Source organism: Sphingobacterium athyrii, from assembly GCF_003071065.1.
Lineage (GTDB): Bacteria > Bacteroidota > Bacteroidia > Sphingobacteriales > Sphingobacteriaceae > Sphingobacterium > Sphingobacterium athyrii.
In genome coordinates this window covers 219,849-245,057 of the sequence record NZ_QCXX01000003.1, presented here as the reverse complement: position 1 = coordinate 245,057, position 25,209 = coordinate 219,849, and the positions used below count along the sequence as shown (strand labels likewise).

Below are 25,209 nucleotides of genomic sequence, written 5' to 3'. Positions count from 1 at the left end.
CTTAAAGGAGCTAATACATCGCTAATCCAGGCCTTGGAAATCTATAATAACAACTCTTGATAAATGGAGGAAATAATCGAAAGAATTAAAAAGGTCCAACATGGTTTTAAGCCATTCGATCAGGAAGCTATTAAAATTATTGACAGTCATACTGCCCAGGAATGCAAAAAAATTGCGCTCGGGCTATTGCATAGTGAATTTTACCAAGTCAGGTGCCTATCAGTTTTTATATTGGGCTATCTTGCTGTAAAAGATTCAACCTGCCTTGAAATTTTGAAAAATCAGGCACAATCGGATAAGAGCTGGCAGGTTCAGGAAATAATAGCAAAAGCTTTTGATCAATACTGTAAGGATAACGGTTATGATAATTCTTTGGGTGAGATTGAAGAATGGATAAATGATGCAGACCCCAATGTATGTCGTGCTGTAACTGAAGGATTGCGGATCTGGACGGGTAGACCCTATTTTAAAGATAATCCCAAAAAAGCCATTGAACTGATCAGCGTGAATAAAAGCAATTCAAGTGAATACCTTCGAAAATCTACAGGAAATTCTTTAAGGGATATTGCGAAAAAATATCCTGATCTAATCACAGCGGAAATTTCCAATTGGGATCTATCCATTCCGGAAATCGCATTCACCTATAGTTATGTTAAAAAGACAAAGTAGGATGCGTTTGTATCCGTTCCACATAGCTCTCGCCTTTTAAGCTTATCTAAAATGGTATAATATTCATATTTAATCGATGAAAAGTACTTTTTGTTTTTCGTATTACTGTTTTCGCATCTCTTCGATTACGAACTGAGTATTGTAATTTCGGGAAAAGGCAATGGACAATTTTTAGGGTTATTTGGAAATTACCTATATTTGGCATTCAGTTGCATATCAAGGCTTTATTTTGCACACAGACAGATAAAGAAAACATGACCGATCAATTTCCGACAATAAACAGTACACTTTCCCCAAATGAACTTTGCAAATTTATTCAAGCACAATATAGACTGAGCGACATGTCGGAATGTGCAATAATCCGGCTTGCAATGAATCACTTATATGCAGTAGAGGATCAGGCTAAACTTTATGTATTTAGGGTTTATAAGCACAATTGGAGGACAAAACCGGAAATCGAAGAAGAGCTAGGGCTGCTAACACATCTCAAAGAAAACAGCTGCGAAGTTGCCAATGAACCATACAGGCAAGTAAATTGAACCGTAGAAGAAAGCGACTTGATTATTAAATAGAGACCTTTGTCTTATAACATTATAATCAATCAAATGTCAGAAATCACTAAAATTCAATTGGGTAAAAATGGACCTATGGTTTCAAAACTTGGTCTGGGATGTATGCGGATGTCATCAATATGGGGCGGGCCTACGCCTGATGAAACCGAAAGCATTGCAACCATCCAACAGGCTTTAGACAGCGGGATTAACTTCCTGAATACCGGAGATTTTTATGGTGCAGGCCACAACGAAATGCTTATTGGGAAAGCCATTAAAGGAAGACGGAATGATGCTTTTATCAGTGTCAAATTCGGTGCTATTTTCCATAACGGCCATTGGATCGGCTTGGATCTCCATCCTATAGCGATCAAGAACTTTGTCAACTATTCTTTAACTCGTCTGGGCATTGACACCATCGACCTATACCAGCCTAGCAGAATGGATGGCAGCGTGCCAATAGAAGATATCATCGGAACGATTGCCGGCCTGGTAGAGGAAGGTAAAGTACGTCATATTGGCGTATCAGAAATCACCGCTGATCAGCTTCGTAAAGCCAACAGCATTTATCCCATCAGTGCACTGGAAATAGGTTATTCTTTGGCTGACCGTCAGATCGAAAGTAATCTGTTGCCGGCGGCTAAAGAATTAGGGATTAGTGTCGTAGCGTTTGCCAATACGGCTGAAGGCCTATTAGCCGGCAATCTGCAAGCTCCAATTCCTATCGATGACCATCGAAATCACTTTTCCCGTTTTCAGGGTGATAACCTGGTCCATAATCTTGAAAAAGTTGGAGTATTAAAAGAAATCGCTCACCTTAAAAATGTCACCCCTACACAGCTTGCGATTGCGTGGGTGAAAGAACAGGGCGACAATATTATGCCATTGGTGAGTATGAGCCGTAGATCAAGGTTGCCTGAAAATATCGCCGCAATGGAAATTGTGTTTACACCACAGGAGATGAACATTTTAAATAGTACATTTGCAATGGGTGCCATCAAAGGCGGTACTTACCTACAAAGATAAATGGAAAGTCCAGCAGAAATTCTTCCCGGCGTGATATTCTACTCCTACCTTTCTTCAGAACGGAAAGAGAAAGCATGCGTCTGGAATCATCACACCCTGGTATTGCAGGTCTCAGGTCAGATGGTTCTCGAAACCTCAGAGCAGAATGTAAACATATCTGCCGGAGAAGTATTGCTAATCCAGAAAAATCAGCTGGGAACGTTAACTAAAACACCTGGACCAAGTGGTCATTATGAAACTATCGTCATATCGCTGCAGGAAGATTTGATGCGCCGGATCGCGTTGGAGGAAAAAATGGAAGCTCAGGGTAAATACACCGGACCTCCGAACATATGCCTCCCCAATAATGCATTTCTCACCGGCTATTTTCAGTCGATCATTCCCTATGCCCGAAGCTCTGGTGATGAAATGACTGACGAAATGGGACTTTTAAAGGTGAAAGAAGGAATTAAATTGATGCTGTTAGCTGTTCCAGCGCTTTGTGACTTTTTGTTCGATTTCTCGGAGCCTTATAAAATAGATCTGGAAAAATTTATGCTGAGCAATTTTTATTTTAATGTCCCTGTTGAAAAGTTTGCACAACTCACTGGGAGGAGCCTTTCAGGGTATAAAAGGGACTTTCAGAAGACCTTCGGCATGCCGCCACGTAAGTGGCTGCAAGATAAAAGGTTGAATGAGGCATGGCATTTAATTGAAAGAAAGAACAAAAAGCCATCAGCTATCTATCTCGATCTTGGGTTCGAGAGCCTGTCCCATTTTTCTAATGCCTTTAAGAAGAAATTTGGAAAAGCGCCGACTGTAGGTGGTAGCAAGCCGATCAAAAATAGAAATGGAATGCCATGAGAAATAGTTTAATTTCTCATGGCATTCCATTTGGTGCTTCTGAAAAGAAAGTCACCAAATGGTTGTAAAAATTAGCCGCCTTTTTGGTTAGATATATATCATCCCGTCCATGCAGAGAGTTCAATAAATAGACCGTCCTGTGTTAATATGCCCTTTGAGCGCAGCTTAAGCCACGACTCTTTAAGCCTTGTTACTATCAATTAAAAGATTTGCGAAATTCCATAGGTGAAATATTGGTCTTGGCTTTGAACAGTTTATTGAATGATTGTGAATGTTCAAAGCCCAGCTCATAAGCTATCTCACTTATGGTAAGCTCAGTTGTGGAAAGTCTCTCTTTTGCTTTTTCGATCACTTTCTCGTGGATTATCTGTTGTGTAGTTTGTCCTGTCAGCGATTTGAGAAGGCCCCGCATATATTGTGTTGACATATTTAGTTTCTCAGATAGCAGCTGTACCGTAGGCAATCCATTCTGAATGATATATTCTCCTTCAAAATATTTGTTAAGAAAGATGTCTAGCTTTTCCAAAAACTGATGACTGGCTTTCTTCCGTGTGATAAACTGTCGCTGATAAAAACGCTGGGAATAATTAAACATGGTCTCCAATTGCGAGATGATGATGTCTTGGCTGAATTGGTCTATATTGCTCTGATATTCCTGCTTGATGTTTTCGATGATCTGTTCCATTTTTAGCTCCTCGTCTTCTGATAGGAACAGTGCTTCATTAACCGAATAATCAAAAAAATCATATCTTTTGATCGAAATAGAAAGTGGCGTATTCCAGAGAAAGTCCGGATGGATCATCAGCATCCATCCGGAAGGATTCTTTCCGTGTTCTTCGCGTATTATACTTAACACCTGATGCGGTGCCATGCAGAACATCACACCCTCGTCAAAATCATAATCTTTTTGTCCATACCTGTACTTGTGGTCCATATCCCGTTTGACCGAAATCATATAAAAATCGAATAGCAAGCTCTGTTTTCCGACCTTGGCTTGCTCGGTCATATCTTCATAATTGATCACGCTGATCAGTGGATGCTTTGGTGCCGGCAGACCCCGAAGTTTATGAAATTCGGAAATGGACTTTAGTCTTATCAGTGTAGTATTGGACATTATTTTACAGATTTTTTATTTAAAATGCACAAGTACAAAAATACAAATTATTGATGCTCAGAAAAGTAATACGGACCTTTTAAATCTTCCAGTAAAGTTGGATGAACCGGGTTCCAATCCAGCGCTTTCCTGGTCCAAGCGCTAGAGCTTTGATTGTCCAGCTTTGCAAAATGTGTAAACCAGGAGAAATGCTGTTCAGCTTCTTCGGGATTCAAAGAAACCAAAGGTATACGCAGACGTTCGGCAATTTCAGCAGCCACCTTTTTAAGCTGAATCCCCTCTTCGGCTACTGCGTGATATCTGGTTCCATTTTCAAAAGGTTTTTCCAGAGCCAAGCGGTAAAGCCTCGCAGCGTCCAAGCGATGCACAGCTGGCCAGTGATTATTCCCGTCGTCAATGATGGCTGAAACACCTCTTTCCTTTGCTATTCTAATGAACAGTGGAACAAAACCTATTTTATCGTCCTCACCATGCACAGAAGGAGATAATCTGATGACGGCAACATTTACACCTTTTGCAACCTGATCGTCCGCCGCATTTTCGGTAGCAATCCTTGGATGTGGGTGATTTACGAGTCGGTCTTTCTCCGTGGTAATTCCATTTTTTGAAAACAACGCAGTACCCGAAGTGATAAGAAAGGGCTTTTCAGTTCCAATCAGAGCATCTCCAATAGCTCCGATCACTTCACCGTCTAAAATACACATTTCCTGAAAACGGCCAAAATCGTGCACAAAGCCCAAATGGATAACAGCGTCGGAAAGTCTGGCTCCAGACTTTAAACTTTCAAAATCTGTCAAGTCACCATGGTGGGGCTCTGCTCCCGCGTCAATTAATTTCTTTACAGATTCTTCTGATCTTGCCAGTCCCAGAACCTCGTGACCGGCTTCTAATAATTCCTGAACTACAGCTGTTCCTACGAATCCTGTAGCGCCTGTTACAAATACTTTCATGTCGAATAATTATTTATGATAACAAAGTTCAGGCCTGAAGGGCTGATAAGTGTAGCCAAAAGTGGCTATGTTGTAGTCAGAAATATTTTTTTGCGTCAGTTTCCCGGTTATTCCAACCAACTATGATGTGATGGCTCGACCTTATCCGTAATAGATGATTTCAATTTTGTAAAGCAAAATTCAGGTAATCCTAGGGAAATGGGGCAGTCATGGAGAGTCTTGAAATTTACGAACGATATATTTTTGGTCTACTAGACCCCGAAAGTTTGGCTCAAATCGAGAGCTTTTTGAAGGTCAATTGATACTTGAGTTCCCATTTATAAAGATCGTCTACAACTTTTAGCAATTCTTCTCCCTTTTTTGTTATTTGTGGAAGGATTGCATTCTCTATGGGGTCTTGTCAACACCCCGCCCTCGAGTACATGGTTTGGTGTAAGACTGTGAAAACTTATCCTTACAACGACTCGGACATCTAGTACTTTTATACTATATGTTGGGCTTAACGGTAAAAAGGGCAGATACGATATGCCACCCACCCTTTTTTCCTGTTCAACCAAAGCTTTATTACCCTATCTGGCTTTGTAAATACTTAACATGCTTTTTATTGAATACTCATACCACCGTCTATAACCTGCTCTGTACCTGTAAGAAAAGAAGACTCATCGGAAGCTAGAAATATGACAAGATCACTAACCTCTTTGGCATCCGCCATTCTACCCAAAGGCGTAACATTTCCAGCACCGCCTCCATCTTCATCAGTCGCCTCGACCATCATCGGAGTCTTGATATAGCCGGGGTGTACAGAGTTTGCCCTGATATTGCTCTTCCCATACTCTACAGCAGCAGCTTTGGTCAGTCCCCGTACAGCGAACTTACTGCCCATATACGCGAGACTTGGGTACCCGGGAATCGCCACTATTCCGGCAACAGATGAAATATTTACAATTGAACCAATGCCCGCTTTCAACATTGAAGGAATCGTATATTTCATTCCGCAGAAAACGCTGTTTTGATTAATTTCTATTACTTTTAAATAGTCTTCTACGGATATTTCGGTGACTGTTTTGATAGGCCCTAGGATACCCGCATTGTTGACAAGAACATTCACATGTCCAAATTTAGCTTCCGTTTCGGCAACAACTTTTTCCCAATCTTCAATTTTGGTGACATCCTGTTTAATGAATATTGCATTTTCTCCTAATTCCTCTGCAATCGCTACACCACGTTGTTCATTAAGATCTGTCAACACGACCTTGGCTCCTTCTCTTATAAATTCCCTAGCGTGGGACTCTCCCATACCTTGAGAAGCACCAGTAATAATGGCAATTTTTCCTTTTAGTCTGCTCATATCTATCTTTGTTTTTCAATTTAATAATTAAAGTTAGATAGTCGCAGCTGTAAAATGTTTGTTCAAACCTACTTATTTTTTGTCTTTTTGTGTACGATCGAATTCTCTAGAACGAAATGCTGATGGAGAAAGGCCTGTCTGCTTCTTAAAATATGTGCTGAACGTATGTATGTCGCTAAAAGACAATTTATCGGCTATTTCACCAATATTATTCTCGGAATCGGAAAGAAGGAATTTTGCTTCCTGAAGCAACAGTTCATTAAGGTACGAAGATGGGGATATATGTCCCTTTCTTTTAAAAATTTTATACAATTGACTCGCACTTAAATTAAGCTTGTCAACATAAAATGTGATTGGAAGTCGATTTGAAAAATTTTCTTTCGCAAGGAGTTTAAACTTATTTATGACTAAACTTTCTTTTTTGGAAGTGGGATTTAGAAAATTTTTATACTTTTTTAGAATGAGATCGGTTTCATTAATCAAAGCATAGATAACACTTCTGGCAGATATCTCCCAACGGTCGGTATATATTGAAGACAGCACATCGAAGATCTTGCCAAACATGGTAGACAACTGATCATGATCGTTTTTATCGATCATAAAATGAGAATCGAAATTTTTGTGTAAAAAGGTTTTGGTAAAAAATGCATCAAAAGAAGGCTGAAAATTTTGAATGAATCGCCTGGTAAACAGTATAAATGCCCCCTCTGTTTCTACTTCTATTTCTACTATTTTCAGGGTTTGTTCGGGACGATAGATCAGAAACGACCCCGGAACGATGTTGTACTGTTGGCTATCTATCTCGATCTTCATCGAACCCTGGTGGATGATGCCAAATGAATAGTAGTTCGGATGTATCGTAAAGGGCTCGAAGGCTGTAGGTATGTGTGTTAGATAGAAGAAATCATCTGACAAGGTCCAATCTAATTTACGATATAGCACAATATTATTTATAGTATAGATATCCATGGATAGGTAATCGTTATCTTAACCATTTAGTACTTAAGTATACTACAAATATACAATAAAGATAGGTCAACAAGCTGACTTTGGGGGTATCTAGACCAACCATAAAATTGCTTACCAAGAAATTAGGGAGAACCATACACATTATAATATCAATCCAAAAAACTGATAAAAGACTTATCTCTTAAATATCAAATCAATACCTGCCTGTAGTGCCTCATCTTGATGCTTTCAGGTTCCATCGATTGTGGGATATATCATCTTATCGGGGACAATATCTATTCGTTGCGTTTCCCTTTTATCAGGATAATAAACTCCTATTCCTGAAAATGCGGTCGAGAAGCGCAATGGAAGTGGAATCAAAATTATATTGCCGTCCACTCCTGCCGTCTGAGAGGTATGTTCATAAAAACGTTATTTGATAAAAAATACTAGAACCAATTCATTGTAATTGGCTAATAAAGCCAAAATCATGGCAGTAATCTGTTCCTGGAGGATTGTGAAGATCATCCGCCACCATTTGTATATTCACCTTCCACATAACCACCGTTAACGTAACGGGAAGTATCATGCGTGTGCCAGGCATAAATCCCCGATATCATTACGCCAAGATCCTGAATGTATGCTAATACCATATTGTCCCAACCGTCAAATGGAGGCAAATGATTCTGTAATAATAAAAATTCGTTTAAATAATCATTATGAAGTTCAAGAGCTTTCATGTAAGCCTCATGAATTGATATTCCGTATTCCTGTTTTAATACTTTGACTAGATTTAAAGTATCACCTTCCCTGTGAAGCTCTTTCGGCAAGGAAATAATATCATTATGAATGGCGATTATTAAACAGCAAAGTGTTCGATAACGTTTAATATAAAGATGATCAAAGATTTCATCAGGAAGCTGACGATAATCTTTTTGCATTGCCGCATAATCACAGTATGGTAAAACTCCGCTTGTGCCCTCTCTGTTGAGCAGGTAAACTGCAAGCGGAGGAATTGAGTTGGTTCTGTAATATATTTTTTCTTCCGCAAAACCTTTAATAGTATCCCTAACTGAACTTATAAACCTTTTGTATAAATGTTTCGGAAATTCAACCTTAAGAGCATCTTGTCTGAGCACCCAAAATAAATGTAATATTCCATTTTCTTTTGGCTCATTTGGATCATCCCCTGTTAATAATGCATAAGCGCTATTCATTACACTATGCATTTTTTCATGGGAACATTTATCAAAATAGTCATCCATCATTGCCCCATTTGCCGTATAATTCGCAAGAGGCAACAATTCATCAATAGCGTGTAGAAAAGGACAGCCACGTGCAGCAATATCACATAAATGATGCTTTTTATGTTTTTCACGGGCTTCTTTGCTATGAATGATATATTCTGTATCAATCCAATTATAATATTCCTGACGTAGCTTTTCGAAATCCGGATGAATAAAATTAGTAAAAGGATATGTAGGTTTAGGCAATTGCAATAAGCCCGCATAAAACTCTTCGTCTGTTAAAGATGTTTTCATAATAATTTTATATGTTTTTTTGGTTGGTTTAATATAAAAATAATTTCATATTATTCAAATTATTAATTAAAAAAATCCTCACAAAATTATTTTTATAATTTTGTGATAGTATCGCCCTAAATAAAATTTACGTTCAAATTATTATGACACCGTTTTCATCGCATTTCTCCCCTTCTTTCAGCTCGACAGAAAGGAGACGGACAAAACTAATCCAAAAAAAGCCAAGTTACTATCTCATGAGGAAGCGCTGAAGGAGATTGATTTATTAAATCCAGCTCTTGGTATTTTTTCCTGATTTCTAAGGACCGACGAATGATGTCGTCAAAACTATCTTTTCCAATGTTTATATATTTTTATATTTACGTGGAAGAAATTTTCAGATTTCTGAAAAATACTTTAGTGCCAGACTGATGGGGGCTCAATAACAACTATTATCCCACACATTCGACACAGCATAAAATCCGCACTTAGCTGTACCAGCGAGGGTGCGATTTTCTAGTACACTACTTATAACCTTGTAAAATATCGTCGATCATATGTTTCATCGAAAAAATACCCCCTCCGGACAAATACCAAATATTGGGATCCAAATAATAGATATCCCTATTTTTGTACGCATTTGTCTGCTTTACAAGTACATTTTCTATTTCATTTTTATTAAACTTATAATTTGGCATAATGGCATTTCTATCGATTATATATAAGACATCTGGATTTACCTTACTGATATACTCACTTGAAACCACAGTTCCATGGATATCTGTTTCTTTATTCTCATCTGCAGGTTCACTTTTCAGTTCTGTAAAAACAAATCCATATCTCGATTTCGAACCAAAAGCACTATAAGTGCCGGCATTATAAAGCAGAATCATGATTTTCTTCTGTTGAGCTGTAATTATTTTTGTTGCATTTTCAATCTCTTTTTCCAGCGTACTAATCTTCTGATCAGTTTTCTCCTTTATATCAAAAATTTCACCAATCTGATTCAGATTATTGAAAACAGACTGTTTATAATTATTGTTATCGACTCCCAGAGAAACAGTTGGCGCAATGGACGATAACTGTTTATAATCATTTGCATGTAGAGCAGATATAATAATAAGATCTGGATTCAAAGAACTTACCTTTTCGAGATCGGGCTGCAGTATAGAACCCACATCTGCTACCTCCAGGTCATCCTTATATTTAAGGAGATGTGGGGGCACAAAATCCTTGGGAATACCAGCGATCGGAATTCCCAATTCCTGAAGGCTCTCCAATGTCCCCATGTCATAAACAAACACCTTCTTAGGCCTTGAAGGAACTTCTGTTTGACCAAGCTCATGCATCATCGTAACCAGAGCAGTTATATTTTTTTGTTCCTCCGAAGGATTATTGCAACCACTCAGCGCAAGAAGCACTGCAGTACATAATGTTGTTATATTTTTTCTATTCATGGTCTTCAATATTTATTGTTGCTTATAGGTTATAGTAATTGCAGATGATATGAGTGTCGTCTCTCATCACTTTAAATTCAATGTCAAATAGAGTCTGTAATATATCTTCCCGCATCATGATATGAGCTGTATCCATAAAAGAGATCTCTCCACCCTTCATCCCGATAATAACATCTGCATAATTGGCTGCAAAATTAATATCGTGCACCACCATAATCACCGTCTTATTATATTCATTTACCAAGCGCCTGGCTACTTGCATGATTTCAACAGCATGCCTCATATCCAAATTATTAAGTGGTTCATCCAACAGGATATAATCTGTGTCCTGTACCATGACCATCGCCAAGAAAACACGTTGTCGTTCTCCCCCACTTATTTCATCAATAAAAGCATTTCTGATAGATGAAAGATTCATCTGTTCAATCGTTTGGTCAATGATTTCGAAATCTGTATCCTGAAGTCGGCCATGACTATGCGGAAACCGACCGAAAGCGATCAGCTCTGTTACACGGAGTTTCAGTTCAAAATTATTGTGCTGCTTTAGGAACCCCAATTTAGTGGAGAAATCTGTTAATGTATACCGCATGATTTCCTTACCGTCAATCGTGACAGTCCCTCGATTAGCTTTTTCCAAACGAGCTATAATAGCGAGCAGGGTTGACTTTCCGGCTCCATTCGGACCTATCAATGAAATCAATTTGCCCTTGGGTATCTTCAGATTAATATCTTTAAGAATCGTGCGCTGACCATATGTTTTGTTTAGTGCATTTATTTCAATCATCTTATTTTCGAAGCAGTTTTAGGATTAGTATTAAAAAGTACAAACCACCGAGCAAATTGATAAGAACACTCAGGTTATGTTTATAATTTAAGGCATGCTCAATTAAAAACTGGGCACTGATCATCAAGATCATGCAGACAGCAAAAGCTATGATAAGATTGATCCGATGTTTTTCCGTCTTGGATATCTGATAAGTGATACCCGAGACAAATATTCCAACAAATGTTATCGGGCCTATCAGTGCTGTGGAAATAGAAACAAGAATCGATATTCCGAGCAATTGTTTTTGTACTACTTTATCATATTCGACACCTAGACCTAACGCATATGACCTCCCTAAACTCAAAATATCTAAAACATTCCGATAGCGGGCTAGGTAGATAAAGACCAATACCATCAGAAACGAAGCGAGCATAAGGGTTTCCAAAGAGATCCGTCCTATAGACGAGAACATCGCGTTTTGTACGTAAGCAAAATTATTGGGGTCGATCGTCATTTGTAAAAATTGCGTACTGGTATTAAAAAAAACGCCAAGTACCAGACCGATTAACAAGATATAGTAAATCTGCTTTTTTCTGCTTCTGAACAATCCGAAGTAGAGCACAAAAGAGTACAGAATCATTACTGCTGTTGATAATAAGAAACTCAGTACTTTTGATTGGAAAAATTGGCTATTACCACCAAATAAGATTAAAAGTGCGAGCTGCAATAAAACAAAGAGATGCTCATAGCCCATTAAAGATGGCGTGAGTATTTTATTGTTCGCTATTGTTTGAAATACCAGTGTAGCGTAGGCGATCGCAGCACTTATGAGCACCAATGCCAACACCCGCTGCAGCCTGCTTGTCAAAATAAACATATTAGTCAACGGTACATCAAAGAAAACAAACAGCAGCAGCAGCAAGACAACTGTTGGAAACAGGAAAACTAACGGATTTTTCATCGGCCTTTTTTAATTAACATGATCAAAAAAACAAAGGCGCCCAATGAACCCACAATCATACTACTAGGTATCTCATACGGAAATATGATCAACCTGCCAATCAGATCGCAGACCACCAGCGTGATCGCGCCATAACAAGCCGTAAAGGGAAGATTGCGACGAATATTGTCTCCATGTATCATGGAAACGACATTAGGGATCACCAAATCAATAAAAGGAATAGATCCTACCGCCAATATCGTGGTGCTTACCATGACTGCGGTCAGCATGAGACCTATATTTACGATAAGCCGATAATTCACTCCCACATTCTTGGTAAAATCACGTCCCAAGCCCACAATGGTAAACTTATAGGCATAGAGATAACAACATGTAAAGAGTGGAATAAGGATATAAATAATTTCATATTGCCCCTTTAGACTCTTGGAAAAATTGCCCACCATCCATCCTTCCATGTTTTGTATAATATTAAACTGTACACCGATAAGATTTGTCAAAGCATTTAATGTATAGCCAAACATGACTCCAAAAACAGGAATAAGGATCGTATTTCTTTTGACAATGTGACTGATTGAAAACGTAAAAATTCCCGATAATACAAAACAAAAAAGAACAGCGCAAATCAGTTTGGTCGGTAAGGCTGCTTCTGGAAGAAATAAAAGTCCACATAGAATGCCCAGTTTGGCAGCGTCCAATGTACCTGAGGTTGTTGGCGAGATAAATTTATTCTGCGTAAGACGCTGCAATATGACTCCGGAAATGGAAAGTCCGGCTCCTGTTAATACCAAGGTTACTGTTCTTGGAATCCGACTGATGAAAAATAGCTCGTTTTCTTTGGAATCACTGTAAAATATTTTTTCTAACGCTATAGACTCTACACCGATCGTTAAAGAGATAGACGAGGCCACAAGTAGACAAAATACCAATAATGATAAGGCGAGTACGCGCTTATAGGGGTAAAAAGGACATTTTTTTGAAATTTGGATCATTATTATCTACATGATTAGAAACGCCTGCTATCGTTGTCGCAATAGGAGGCATTTCATTTTTTACTTATAGTGGTGCTAGATTCTACTTCGATTCAAAAAATAAAATAGTTGTTTCTTCCGACGCATAGGGTTTATGTTGCGATCCTTTGGGGATGACAACAAATTCACCAGTGTTTACTTCAGACACATAACCATCGATAAATTTAATAAATAAAGTACCCTTCAATACATAAAACAGTTTATCGCCTAGCTCGTGAGTATGCATTTCAAACTCGCCTTTTATTTTGATGATATTGACCACATGGTCATTGACATCGGCCACTTTTTTCAACTTCCAAAACTCCTTTAACTGATCTACCTCAGACAGTAGATTGACCTTTCTGATTTCCATAAATGATTAATTTTTATTTTTTGCCTCAAGGGCTTCCGCTGTGTATTCTAGTCTTTTAAACTTCTTTTTCTTGAACTTTTTATTGTACCAGATGATAAATCCAGTAATGGGTAAACTCGTACAAATCAGGCAAACGATGAAGGTGAGTATTTTTCCTATGATACCCCACCAAGCGCCTATATGCAAAGAAATGGTGGTATTGAGCAGGTGATCATCCTTGCTCACTGCATCAGAAATCGGTATTTTTTCTCCTGAATACGAGTTCACAAATTGCTGGTAGCCTTCAAAAGTGAGTAAAGTCGCCGTTTTCTCTAGACGGACTAAGATAGCTCCTGTACGTGACGAAGGTAAGGTCGAAGTCAGCTGCTCTAAATGCTGTAATTCCGGTCGCCATGGAGCAATAAGATCTTCCATAGGCAATTGATTTTTAGTACTATCAACAGGGTGCTTAAGCCTATAAATAGGCTTCTCTTTTCCCGATCCGCCAGCGATCTTAAATACCGCTTCTTTTACAGGAGCATAACTGATCACTAACGCTGTAACCGTCAAAACCAAAGCAAAAGGAATGACATAAAAGCCTAATACATTATGCAGATCCAAGTTTATTCGTTTCCAGTTCGCATTCCGTTTGATCTTAAAACTTTTAGTCAGCGTCGACTTATTCCACCGTTTAGGCCACCACCAGATCAATCCGGATATTAATTCAAACAAAAAGATAACGGTAGCTATCTGGACGATATGCGACCCGACATTACCGAGAAGCAAATTGATATGTATACCTATCAATAATCTAAAGAAAGCATAAGTATGATCAACTTTTAGAATCGCACCCGTATAAGGATCAGCATATACAGAACAAAGGCTTTTATAAGCAGGAACGCCTATATTCATAGCTCTAAAAACCACAGCCTTATTCTTATCGCTATACTCTGTATACTGTGAGGCCACGATATCAGGATATGTTCTCTTAAGATTTTGTAAGATCGTATCGATCGCGATTTTTGATCCCGATACCGGTACTTGAACAAAACGAACCTCCCTATTATTATAATCATTGATTTCTTCATGAAATACAAATAGCGTTCCCGTCAAGCAGACCACAAAAACAATAATACCCGAGCTGAGGCCTAAACATAAATGCAACCAATTACTTATGCGCCTCCAAGCCGGCTGAGTTTTGCCCTTATCTTTCATTAGATTATTCACTTCTTAACTATAGAAAAATAAGTTACTCACCTGTCAACTTGATAAACCCACTTGCTTCTCCACCTCTGGTAATGTTGAAAGCTGGCTCGCCAACATGTGTTGCAAGATTGACTTTATAGTAACCATTTAAACCTTTTGCTCTATCCACAACGCGTAAGAAAACTTGGTTGTCGACTACTTCCACATTACCCGTAGATAGACCAAATACAGTCAGAGGCACGTTTGTAATAGGGTTGACATTTTTAGTTTTTATATCAACTTCAAAAAACTTGTAGATATTGGTGTTCAGATTCGTTAAAGCAGGCAAGATAATTTTGTCCTGTGAGGCATCGACATATAATTTTCCGTTCAGTTCACGGAAACTCCATAAAAGAGCACCAACAGGTAGACCTAGATCCGTAGCAGACAGTTCCCAATTTTTATCAAAATCTGTCTCTCCAGCTTTAATTCTAAAAATAAAAGAATTTTGAGGAGTCATCACCCGATCTTCATTGGTATCCCAACCTGTGGTCAAGAGGTACAGAGCACCGTCCGAGCCATGTATCCAAGCCGGAAATTCGGAGTTTGCACGTCCATGGTTTTTAGCTTTAGGATGAACAATGACTTTTTCAATTTTTTCCGTTAAAATATCAATCACTGCTAAGCGGTAATTTCGCAAATTATCAGCACTGCCATTAACTTTTTCGCTCGCATAAGTGATATTCACATAAAGCTTTCCTTCTTTTGAAATGATCGTCTGTTCTCCAGTTGTCACATTGGTACTTATCCCCGCCCCTTTTTCAATAACAGAAGAGAGGTCAATTTCACCGGTCCGTTCCATCGTGGTTGGATTGAATTTCTGAATTTTGGTTTTCCCCCGGTCAGCATCATAATAGAAGCCTGTTTTCTCATTGACGACAAGATGCTGAGCAGAAGTACCACATTTGATAAAACCGCTTTGAGCAAATTTTCCATTGGCAGACAAACTATATTGCACCACGCCAGTTTCACCCGATAGCGTCTGGCGGTTAAAAATCCAGTTCTTGTAAGTCCTAAAACCACCGTAGTTCCGAGCTTGAAGAGAAAGTCCGCCGATATTGTCCACAGATCCCGTTGGCAATTTATCATATGCAGCATAGTATCCTGCACCATCTGCCACACCCCACTCTGCAGTTAGCAAAATGTATTTACCGTTTGCTGGAGTCTCTCCATGATCATTTTGTTTATCATCCTTACTGCATGAAACAAATGCAGTAGATGTCATTAACAATATGGTCATGACATTTAAAATTTGCTTTTTCATTTTGATGTTATTTATTAATATTTGACTGTGTAATTTAATTTCAAGTGAAAACTTCGACCGGCATTCTGTATTTTAAAATTGTCGTATACCGCCGCATCAAATAGGTTTTTACATTCGATATTGACGGTAACGGGAAGTGTAGACTTCGGCTGCCACAACAATCCGATCGAATGAACCGTCTGTGAGGGAATTATATTGGGCGCATCTACCTTTGCTTTGCCCCAGAGCCCCAAGAAGCCATCAGGTTCAGTATTCTTGGGGATATAGTTTAAAAAGTATTGGTGTACGTAGCTCATGTTGTAATACGCCCGTATCTTATCAGTCTTAGAAAGCACGTCATCAAATTGTAGAGAAGCTCCGATGTTAGAGAAGAAATAAGGCGTATTGCGCAGTCGTGCGCCTTCCAAATAAGACATTAGCGGATCTTTGATATGGTAAAGACGAAAATCCTGATACGTGCTATTGCCGTTCAAGACCAGCCATGGCCAAGGTCTATACCTAATATCAGCTTCAAAACCGATCCCTTTAACCGATTCGACATTCACACTCTGTGCGTAAATCAAATTGACAGGAGTTGAAAGGATCAGATCTTTGGTAATACGGTAGAAACTGTTGATCTCAATATCTAATTTGTCATAAGGAGTGGTACGTAATCCCAAATTGGCATTGCTGCTCTTTTCAGGTTTAATATTAAAGTTTGACAGCACATAGGACCCATTGCCCAAGATTTCTGATTGCTCAGGTAAGCGGGTGGCCAACTCACCGGACAATCGGATATAGGTACGCTTTGACAACATGTATTTCAACGCTTCTGAAATACCGAATTTTGACGTATTGGCTTTTGAAGTCTGTTGATTTAAATAACCGGTATTGACATTTACTTCCTGTCCGCTTGTTTTTGCGCTGTAATATTTAAGTTGGAAAAGATTTTCAATTTTACCTGATGCAAATTGCCCTTTCCAACCTAGACTGGTCACTACCTTCATATAATCAGCTGGCAAGCTTTGCAGATCGACCGGATGCTCCCCGATAGAAGTCGGTCCATAAGGATCTTTACCCGTACGGCTATAATCGTTAATAACGAAATTAAGTGCAATAGACTGTTTATCTGAAAGCAGATAAGACAATCCCGTTCTTGAAGTAAAATTTGAAGTGGTAAATGTCAATAGCGTCGGATTTCCAGATTCGCCACGTCTGTTCACGTCAACAGGTGCGTGATAGGTGCCATACCAATCGTAAAAACCGCTTAATGTATCCGTTTGACTTCCTTTGATCTTGCTATATGCCAAAAACTGATCTAGAGAAAGTTTATGGTCTAAAAATTGCTTTTTATAGCGTATGGTAGGAATTACTGGTGTATATTCCATAGCGACAGAAGCACCAAAAGGTTTTTCCATCAGTCCTGCAAACTGGTTATCCCGATGGATCGTGAATGCTGTGAGCCCTACCCGCAGTTCATCGACCCATGACAGACCAGTCAGTCCGGCATACAATTCAACATAAGCATGTCTATATTGATTATGAAAAAGTTTGACTACGCCTGGGATTACCGTTGATTTTTCAGGATCTGGAATATTAGCTGTAACCTTATAATTATTGTCTGAATAGTTATAGAATGCATCCAATCCCCAGAATAAGTTGCTTCCTTCTTTCTTATGTTTCAAATTTAAGGAAGCACGGTGCGTATTAAAGGATGCTATTTCGTAAGAGACCGCGACATAGCGGTTGGATTCTGTTTTGGATACCATATTGATGGCACCACCTAATGCATCTGCACCAATTTCTGTCGGCAGTACACCTTTATAGACCTCCACTCTTTCCAATACATTGACCGGTGTTGCCGAAATATTATAGCCCGCTCCCAGATAATCAGTAGGAACACCATCTTTCAACATTTTAATTGATTTGCCTTGAAAACCATTGAGCATCACATTCGTACTACTTCCCAATCCACCAGATTGGCGTACACGTACCCCGGCCGATCTGTTCATCAGCTCGACCAGGGTCACTGCTTGAGCTTGAGCAGCTTTCGTATCCACAATTTCAGCTTTCACGATCTCATTCCGTGCCTTTTGATTATCATTTTGACCGACTATCTTCACTTCAGACAACAGTCGCGAATCCTTTGTGAGCACAAAATCAACTCGATTCGCATTATCTTTTAATACATACACCGTTTTGATCTGTGACTGTTCCCCTAAGTAACTCACGCGGATACTGTATTCCATTTTTACAGGCAACTGAATTGAAAAGTTTCCTTTTTCATCCGTCATCACCCGAATGTTCATTTTCACCACTTCTACTGTCGCCGCTGCAATGGGGGTTCCATTTTCAGAATGGACTGTTCCCTTTAAATATTCAACTTTCGTCTGGCCCGTAACCAGCTGCAAAACGGCAAAAAGCAAAAAAAATACAATAGTGTACTTGTGGTAATTGTTTTTCATTGAAACTATTATTTAGAATTAGTTTAAATTAGAAACAAAAGTATCTATATTTGTCTACGAAAATTGCAGTAATAAGTACAGATTTTGCAGTATTACCGGATCAATGAGGCGTATCTATCTACCGGGTGAAAGAATGAATTGCGACCGTGCCTATTAGCAAGAAAAAAGTGACCAAATGAATATTGAATTTTTGAATAGCGATAGAAAACAGCTTATATCTTCACTAAAGGAACCTGAGGGTTACCTGATACCACAGGAACAGAATATCATAGAAACCCTGGATTTCAAAAACGGTAAAGAACTCTATGAAGAGCGAAAGCGCATACATCTGGACGGGGTTTATATCAACTTCTACAAGCGGTCATCGGCAGAAGAAAGGGTAATCTGGGTACGATCTGATGCTCCCTATATACAAATGCATTTTGAAATTTCGGGAGGATCTGCCTACTATTATCATAAAAATAAAAAGTTTGCAGTGCTTACATCAAAGGGCGAGTTTAACACATTTTACGTCCCCTATTTAGACGGGAAACTGATCGATCCACCCTGTAAAAATGCCACAACTGTCGAAATAGAATTTTCAGAAAGTTGGATAAGGGAACATATTGGCGATGCCTCTTCGTTAACCATGAATTTTGTCGATGACATTGCGGCGCACAGACCCAGTCTACTGGGAGGTAAAGCTCATATCATTACGCCACAGATCTCTAAAACAATCAGTGAGCTCTACGAATGTCCGTACACTGGCCATATCAAACGCCTATATTTAGAAGCAAAACTCATGGAGCTGCTGGCGCATCAGCTCCATGGCGTGCATGCTATAGCAAACATAAATCAGCTCAATAAACTGTCCAAGTTAAATATCGAAAACTTACATTTTATAAAAGAAATGCTCATATCCAATCTAGCAAAAAATTATACAATCGAAGAACTGTCTTATTTATCCATGATGAACCGGACAAAACTTCAGGCAGGATTCAAAGAGCTTTTCGGACATACTATACATGACTTTATCGTTCAAAAAAGAATGCAATTGGCCTATCATTTACTCACCGAATCTTATGCTAACCACTGGAACATCTCAGAAATAGCACGGCGCGTGGGCTACCTGCGCAGTAATCATTTTTCTGCCGCTTTCAAAAAAGAGTTTGGTGTTTCTCCAGGGCGGTTTTTGAAAAATAAGATTGAATGATTGGAGATAATTTAATGTTTTTTTATTCTTGAATCTAAAGAAGTAATTGTATCAGCAAAATCAGAATTAGCAGGAATGATAACATAACAGGTGGATCTACGTTCCTATCACGGTGTTTTTTTGATCTTTTTCATAATTTTTAACAATTGTCTATCAGCGAATTACATAGCAATAAACCTAGAAACTAAAATATCAGCAAAATAAATATAAGGGACAATCAATAATTGGGTTTCATGTGTCCAACTACTAATCACGAAGATTTTAATCAATTTTCGACAATTTTATTCATAATATTCGATTTTTCTTTTTATTAAAAGTCCTCCTTCAAATTCGTCTATAGGATTTCTTTCAATTATTTGTTTTTGTTCAATCCAATTCCCGTAATCATCGTATACATATGAATAGTGTGATATTTCAATTGTGGGACTTTTTTCGGATTTGGTTTTTTCTTCTTCTAAATCACCGTGTGAATTGTATTTATAACTTGTTGTTTCTTTAAAATAAGAGGATTCCAACGCTATGGGCTTATTTAAATTATCATACTTTATATTAACTATCCCTGATATATTGCCATCGAAATTTTCAGTCTTTTCTTGAATCATATTTTTATTGGAATCAAATATTTTAGTAAGAATAGAAGCTAACAAAAACTCCCTTTTTGTTCCGTCATATTCATAACGTTTTTCTGTTTCGCCATTTCCATTATAAAAATAATCCGTATACGCACTCAATTGGTTCAGATCTAACCGATTGTCTTTATACTGGTTTTCAATTTTCCTGGTCAATTGCATTTGTTCATTGTAAGAAAACAAAATCTCCTCATATTTATCACCTGTAACGGAACCAATTCGTTCTATTTTGTAGAGTTTGCCTTTTTCATAGACATATGTTTCATTCAAATTTCGGCTAGTTTTACCCTTAGTTTTATCAAATTCTTCGATATATATTTTCGAAATGGTACCATCTACATTGTATTCTTTATATTCATCCAGACCTTTCTTGTCTAATCTGTTAATAGGTCGTCCATCTATTCCATGGTAGGTTATTTCTTCTGTTTTTATCTGAGGCTTAGTGTTCGGAGTGTTTTGTCCAAAAGCAAAAGTGCACAGTAAGAACATTGTTGTAAAGACCGTTATTTTTTTTCTCATATAGTATTTTTTATGCCCCCAATATGTATACTCACTAAAGCTACACCAGCGTTCAATTAACCATTATTACAATAGCACCGCTCACTTCTTGTACGGCCTATAATTTGATTCATCCTATCTGTATAAATATACGGCCGGTCTTTTTGGTATGAAAGACCGTTTTATAATTCGTTAAACTGTATTTATTATCCGCTATCATTTTCCGGTTATCTGTGAATAAAGGTTGCTAAAGCTTTACTATCCAATCTCGCGACCGTGGATAGTCCTTCGTAACCAGAACTGTTTGGCCTCTAAAAGCTTCATGGGTGTGACTTTTACAAAAGTAATATTTTCAGTCATTTTGAAGTTTGCCAGTATCAAAACTTCCAGTGATTTTAAAACGGATAGATTTGGGATTTCATTTTGTTGGTTATTCATCCAACAACTACTATTCCACTTTTTTTAGAGCTCGTTAAAAGCTGAATTGATATATTGTTTTAATAGATGCTGGTGCAGCTATAAGATGAATATATTATGGGAATCCATTTTTGCCATTATCTAATGATACACTTTATAAAGAAATTCGCTCTCTATGAATATTATAAAGGTCAAATGCAGGATGTTTCCAAAACTTTTCTAACCCCAATTTGGAGATAACATCAATTTCAGCTGCATAAATTGGGTAAATACCTTTAATATAAATATTATACCCAGCACCAATATCAATATTTTCATAGTTACTTTTGTCTCTGAAAATGGAGGGAGCAAATACTAAAAAACCGTCCATTTCGGAATCGTTAGCAATCTTTTCCCCAAAATCGATAGGATTTCCATAGGAAAAAGGGCATTTCTCGCAAACTCCCGGAGGTATTCGTTCCATTCCATGGTAAAGTTATTGTGACACTACCACAAGCTCACAATAGCTAAGATGAGTTTTGATAATTACTTCTATATTTAATAGAGATTGTTATTTTGATTCATATTTTCACCTGATCAAAAACAATTGAAATCCAACGCTTCGAAATGGAATGATCTCATTTTTATTATATAACTATTATGTACAGGGCCATTAATGGCCTGATTGACTATGGTTTTGACTACATGAAGTTGCACTCGAAAGAAACACATTCACCGGAATCCAATGCAACTATAACTGTTTTTACCTTACAAAAAGGATTTCAACATATCGTTAGACCAAGCAAAGCAGCATTGAATTCTATTGTAAAAACTGCTGTAGTTGAATTAGCAAAAAAATCAGAGTGATTTAATAAGCACGGTGCTTACAAAGACGGAAATTATGACCAAAGCGGGATTCGACGAAAAACATTGGAAGGTCTCGATGAATGGTTAACCGGCGGATTGATGGGCTTCTCAACAAAGAAATCTGGGCTTTTTAACAAAGCTCCTAAAGAAGCATCGAAGTAATTTTGTGTTAGTAAATAACGATGCTCTTGAGCTAAGTTTTAAAAATAATAAAATGAAAATAATCAATCAGCATTATGTCAATGGACAATTTCGTCTCTCGACAGGTACAGAAAAGATGGATATAATAAATCCGTCGGATGGAAGCCTTATCGGCAAAGTTGTATTAGGCAATGAGCAAGATATGAATGCGGCAATAATTGCCGCCTCAGCAGCTTTACCATCCTTTTCACAAACAAGCAGGGAGCAGCGTATGGATTATCTGCAGCAATTACACGATGCGCTGATGGAGCGTCTAGACGACCTTCAGGAAGCGACTACAATAGAATACGGTGCAACAGTACAAAGGTCACGGTGGTCAAATCAGTATGCAGCAGAAACCTTCCTTTATTTTAAACACATCCTTAAAGATTTTTCCTTCGATCGCCGTATCGGTCAGTCCACAATTGCTATGGTGCCGATCGGAGTAACTGGAATCATGACTGCTTGGAATGCCAATTCCGGATCCATAAGTGTGAAGCTGGCGGCTGCGGTCGCAGCTGGTTGCACAGTAGTGATCAAGCCCAGTGAAATGAGTGCGATACAATCCCAAGTGCTAGCTGAGTGCTTCGAGCGTGCAGCCCTTCCTGCCGGCGTAATTAATATGGTGCATGGTCGCGGAGATATTTTGGGTACAGTATTGTCTACCCATCCAGCTGTGTCCAAAATTCTGTTTACCGGTTCTACTGTCGTAGGTAAGATAATTGCACGTAATGCAGCGGACACAATGAAGCGCGTCACGCTGGAACTTAGCGGTAAATCACCCAATATCATTCTCGATGATGCTGATCTCAATACTGCGATACCCATGGCTGTAAATGCGGCCTTTATGAATAGTGGTCAGGCCTGTATTGCAGGCACCCGACTGCTAGTGCCGGAAGCTGTACTGCCAGAGGTGAAAGACATCTTGCTTAAAACGATGACCACACAAACTGTTGGTGATCCATCGGATGAACGTACGGTCATAGGTCCTATGGCCAGTCAGAAACAATTTGACCGTGTACAACATTACATCGGGCTAGGCATGAAAGAGGGTGCCGAACTTTTAGCAGGTGGACTGGGCAAGCCGGACGGATTACAGGAGGGATTTTATGTCAAACCCACTATATTTACAGGTGTAAGTAATGAGATGACTATTGCTCAAGAAGAAATTTTCGGACCGGTATTATCTGTTATTACCTACAAAACAGAAGAAGATGCCATTGCCATTGCCAACGATACCATATACGGACTGCATGCCTATGTAAGTAGTTCAGACATGGAGCGGGCGCAGAAAGTAGCTGCACAGATCAATGCAGGCAGGGTTGCAATCAATACGATCTATCATGACGCGCTGGCACCCTTCGGCGGATTTAAACAATCCGGCTTAGGAAGAGAGGGCGGCATATATGGCCTCGAAGAACAATTAGAGCCAAAAGTAATTATAAGCTAATCACTATGGAATGCAAAAATGATATCTCCGAAAAAGCAAAAGATGCCGCTACAGGACCTAGAATAGTGTTGAATACCTATTCTGGCAATACGATCGAAGGAGAAGCTTTTTTAGCAGATCATGTCTTCAGTTATATCCTCCAGGGGAAACAGGATCTCTGGCTTGCCGATCAGAAGTATGCTTATCGGGAAGGAGACTTCCGGTTCTTCCGACGCAACCAGCTGACCAAATATGTAAAAAGTACCAGTGACGGACGTTTCAGGTCCATAGCGGTGCATATCGATCAGTATACCTTAAAGGAAATGAGCGAACAGTACGGATTGAAAGCCGATGGCGTATTTAATCCGAATGCAACACTGCTGATACAGTCTAGTGCGCTGCTGAAAGGTTATATAGATTCCTTGGCTCCCTATCTGCAGCAGCAAACAGATGAACGCATTGTTACACTAAAGATCAGAGAACTTGTTTTGCTGCTTATTCAACATAATCCTGCATTTAAAAATATATTGTTTGATTTTAATGAGCCGGGTAAGATAGACATTGAAGCTTTTATGAACAGCCATTACAGGTATAATGTATCTATAGACCGCTTTGCTTTTCTTACCGGCCGCAGCCTTTCGGGTTTTAAACGCGATTTTGAGAAGCAGTTTCATACCAGCCCAGGCAGATGGCTATTGCAGAGGCGCCTGGATGCCGCCCGTTTCATGATCGAACAACGAAAAGAAAAACCATCCGATGTGTACTTGGATCTGGGGTTCGAGGATCTCTCCCATTTTTCCTTTGCTTACAAAAAGGCATTTGGATATGCACCAAATAAAAAACATTCCTAGCATAAAATCAATTAAAATGGACATACAAATAAAGGCAAATGTGTCTTGGTATCTGGATCTATTTCAGGATTAGGCAAAGTCATGGCTAATTGGAGGTTTAAAATAGAAACCTCATTTTGCTTTTATTTTATCTCTATGCTTTAGACCAAATTTAATTAAAGCATTGACCACTTCCTCCGTTTCTATAGCATAAGCGGTAAGCGCATAAGAGACGGTCACCGGCTTGGTGTCATTAACGGTTCTGCTAATCAGCAAATTGTCTTCTAATTCCTGAAGTTCTTTGGATAGAACTTTTGGGGATATTCCCTGAGCCATTTCTTGCAGATCTTTAAACCGCATTGTGCCGTGTTTCTGCAAATTGTGCAGGATACAAAATTTCCATTTACCACTGAGCAATTCAATGCCATCTTTTAATGCTAATATGGCTTCTTTATCAATATCACGTTTTTTACCGCTCATAGGATAGTTACTTTCCTAAAGGTAATGAATAGTAAATATATATTGAATATCCAATAGTTTTGTTGAACAGAAATTTTAAAAAAATCATTATGAAAGTAACAATAATCGCAAACATTTCGGCTAATGGAAGAATTTTGGTATCCGATAATCCGCATCATAAGTTGCCACCGGAAGCAATGGAATTTTATATACAATCTGTAGTCAAAGACTTTATTAAATCATATAAGTGACTAAAAGCAGATA

23 protein-coding genes are annotated in these 25,209 nt (G+C 38.6%); 7 read left to right on the top strand and 16 right to left on the bottom strand.

Going from position 1 to position 25,209, the window contains the following annotated elements; translation table 11 throughout:
• The first annotated feature begins 63 nt into the window (after positions 1–63).
• From DCO56_RS11555 to DCO56_RS11540, 3 genes are all read left to right on the top strand, one after another.
• A complete protein-coding gene (locus DCO56_RS11555; RefSeq protein WP_108633933.1) occupies positions 64–669 on the top strand; it encodes a DNA alkylation repair protein in 606 nt (201 codons plus the stop codon).
• 605 nt (positions 670–1,274) lie between these two features.
• Positions 1,275–2,246, top strand: coding sequence for an aldo/keto reductase (locus DCO56_RS11545; protein WP_108633931.1), 972 nt, complete (start codon positions 1,275–1,277; stop codon positions 2,244–2,246).
• Complete coding sequence (locus DCO56_RS11540) at positions 2,247–3,089, top strand: helix-turn-helix domain-containing protein (RefSeq protein ID WP_108633930.1); 843 nt, start codon at positions 2,247–2,249, stop codon at positions 3,087–3,089.
• A 196-nt stretch (positions 3,090–3,285) separates the two neighbouring features.
• On the opposite strand, the gene DCO56_RS11535 is transcribed toward DCO56_RS11540, so the two are convergent.
• The 13 genes from DCO56_RS11535 to DCO56_RS11475 form a co-directional block, all read right to left on the bottom strand.
• Positions 3,286–4,203, bottom strand: coding sequence for a helix-turn-helix domain-containing protein (locus DCO56_RS11535; RefSeq protein WP_108633929.1), 918 nt, complete (start codon positions 4,201–4,203; stop codon positions 3,286–3,288).
• Between the two features lie 47 nt (positions 4,204–4,250).
• Positions 4,251–5,153: an SDR family oxidoreductase gene (locus DCO56_RS11530; RefSeq protein ID WP_108633928.1), complete on the bottom strand. Its 903-nt coding sequence runs from the start codon at positions 5,151–5,153 to the stop codon at positions 4,251–4,253.
• A 601-nt stretch (positions 5,154–5,754) separates the two neighbouring features.
• Positions 5,755–6,501, bottom strand: a complete 747-nt coding sequence (locus DCO56_RS11525) for a glucose 1-dehydrogenase (protein WP_108633927.1) — start codon at positions 6,499–6,501, stop codon at positions 5,755–5,757.
• Between the two features lie 72 nt (positions 6,502–6,573).
• Positions 6,574–7,470, bottom strand: coding sequence for an AraC family transcriptional regulator (locus tag DCO56_RS11520; protein WP_108633926.1), 897 nt, complete (start codon positions 7,468–7,470; stop codon positions 6,574–6,576).
• Between the two features lie 503 nt (positions 7,471–7,973).
• Positions 7,974–8,990, bottom strand: a complete 1,017-nt coding sequence (locus DCO56_RS11515) for a terpene synthase family protein (RefSeq protein WP_108633925.1) — start codon at positions 8,988–8,990, stop codon at positions 7,974–7,976.
• A gap of 503 nt (positions 8,991–9,493) precedes the next feature.
• Positions 9,494–10,426, bottom strand: a complete 933-nt coding sequence (locus DCO56_RS11510; protein ID WP_108633924.1) for a siderophore ABC transporter substrate-binding protein — start codon at positions 10,424–10,426, stop codon at positions 9,494–9,496.
• A gap of 22 nt (positions 10,427–10,448) precedes the next feature.
• Complete coding sequence (locus tag DCO56_RS11505; protein WP_108633923.1) at positions 10,449–11,210, bottom strand: iron ABC transporter ATP-binding protein; 762 nt, start codon at positions 11,208–11,210, stop codon at positions 10,449–10,451.
• A 1-nt stretch (position 11,211) separates the two neighbouring features.
• Positions 11,212–12,153 carry an iron chelate uptake ABC transporter family permease subunit gene (locus DCO56_RS11500; RefSeq protein ID WP_108633922.1) on the bottom strand — a complete coding sequence of 314 codons (942 nt, stop codon included), beginning with the start codon at positions 12,151–12,153 and terminating at the stop codon, positions 11,212–11,214.
• Positions 12,150–13,142 carry an ABC transporter permease gene (locus DCO56_RS11495; protein ID WP_108633921.1) on the bottom strand — a complete coding sequence of 331 codons (993 nt, stop codon included), beginning with the start codon at positions 13,140–13,142 and terminating at the stop codon, positions 12,150–12,152. The genes DCO56_RS11500 and DCO56_RS11495 overlap by 4 nt, the downstream gene beginning before the upstream one ends.
• A gap of 82 nt (positions 13,143–13,224) precedes the next feature.
• The gene (locus DCO56_RS11490; protein ID WP_108633920.1) at positions 13,225–13,533 is read right to left on the bottom strand and encodes a cupin domain-containing protein; all 309 of its coding nucleotides are present in this window, start codon (positions 13,531–13,533) and stop codon (positions 13,225–13,227) included.
• A gap of 6 nt (positions 13,534–13,539) precedes the next feature.
• Complete coding sequence (locus DCO56_RS11485) at positions 13,540–14,727, bottom strand: PepSY-associated TM helix domain-containing protein (RefSeq protein WP_108633919.1); 1,188 nt, start codon at positions 14,725–14,727, stop codon at positions 13,540–13,542.
• 34 nt (positions 14,728–14,761) lie between these two features.
• The gene (locus DCO56_RS11480) at positions 14,762–16,021 is read right to left on the bottom strand and encodes a hypothetical protein (RefSeq protein WP_108633918.1); all 1,260 of its coding nucleotides are present in this window, start codon (positions 16,019–16,021) and stop codon (positions 14,762–14,764) included.
• 14 nt (positions 16,022–16,035) lie between these two features.
• Complete coding sequence (locus DCO56_RS11475; RefSeq protein ID WP_108633917.1) at positions 16,036–18,465, bottom strand: TonB-dependent receptor; 2,430 nt, start codon at positions 18,463–18,465, stop codon at positions 16,036–16,038.
• A 175-nt stretch (positions 18,466–18,640) separates the two neighbouring features.
• On the opposite strand from DCO56_RS11475, the gene DCO56_RS11470 reads away from it, so the two are divergent.
• A complete protein-coding gene (locus tag DCO56_RS11470) occupies positions 18,641–19,657 on the top strand; it encodes a helix-turn-helix domain-containing protein (protein WP_108633916.1) in 1,017 nt (338 codons plus the stop codon).
• A 281-nt stretch (positions 19,658–19,938) separates the two neighbouring features.
• Here DCO56_RS11470 and DCO56_RS11465 read toward each other — a convergent pair whose 3' ends face one another.
• Both DCO56_RS11465 and DCO56_RS11455 read right to left on the bottom strand, forming a co-directional pair.
• Positions 19,939–20,805 carry a hypothetical protein gene (locus tag DCO56_RS11465; RefSeq protein ID WP_146191032.1) on the bottom strand — a complete coding sequence of 289 codons (867 nt, stop codon included), beginning with the start codon at positions 20,803–20,805 and terminating at the stop codon, positions 19,939–19,941.
• A 550-nt stretch (positions 20,806–21,355) separates the two neighbouring features.
• Positions 21,356–21,664, bottom strand: a complete 309-nt coding sequence (locus DCO56_RS11455; RefSeq protein ID WP_108633913.1) for a hypothetical protein — start codon at positions 21,662–21,664, stop codon at positions 21,356–21,358.
• Between the two features lie 597 nt (positions 21,665–22,261).
• Between DCO56_RS11455 and DCO56_RS11445 the strand changes: the two genes are divergently transcribed.
• The gene (locus DCO56_RS11445; protein ID WP_108634527.1) at positions 22,262–23,677 is read left to right on the top strand and encodes an aldehyde dehydrogenase family protein; all 1,416 of its coding nucleotides are present in this window, start codon (positions 22,262–22,264) and stop codon (positions 23,675–23,677) included.
• Between the two features lie 5 nt (positions 23,678–23,682).
• Positions 23,683–24,507 carry an AraC family transcriptional regulator gene (locus tag DCO56_RS11440; RefSeq protein WP_108633911.1) on the top strand — a complete coding sequence of 275 codons (825 nt, stop codon included), beginning with the start codon at positions 23,683–23,685 and terminating at the stop codon, positions 24,505–24,507.
• A gap of 111 nt (positions 24,508–24,618) precedes the next feature.
• Here DCO56_RS11440 and DCO56_RS11435 read toward each other — a convergent pair whose 3' ends face one another.
• On the bottom strand, positions 24,619–24,966 hold the full coding sequence (locus tag DCO56_RS11435) for a winged helix-turn-helix transcriptional regulator (protein ID WP_108633910.1): 348 nt from the start codon (positions 24,964–24,966) through the stop codon (positions 24,619–24,621).
• 89 nt (positions 24,967–25,055) lie between these two features.
• Between DCO56_RS11435 and DCO56_RS29270 the strand changes: the two genes are divergently transcribed.
• Entirely contained in the window at positions 25,056–25,196 is a 141-nt protein-coding gene (locus tag DCO56_RS29270; RefSeq protein ID WP_181390564.1) for a hypothetical protein, read from the top strand.
• Positions 25,197–25,209 lie beyond the last annotated feature (13 nt).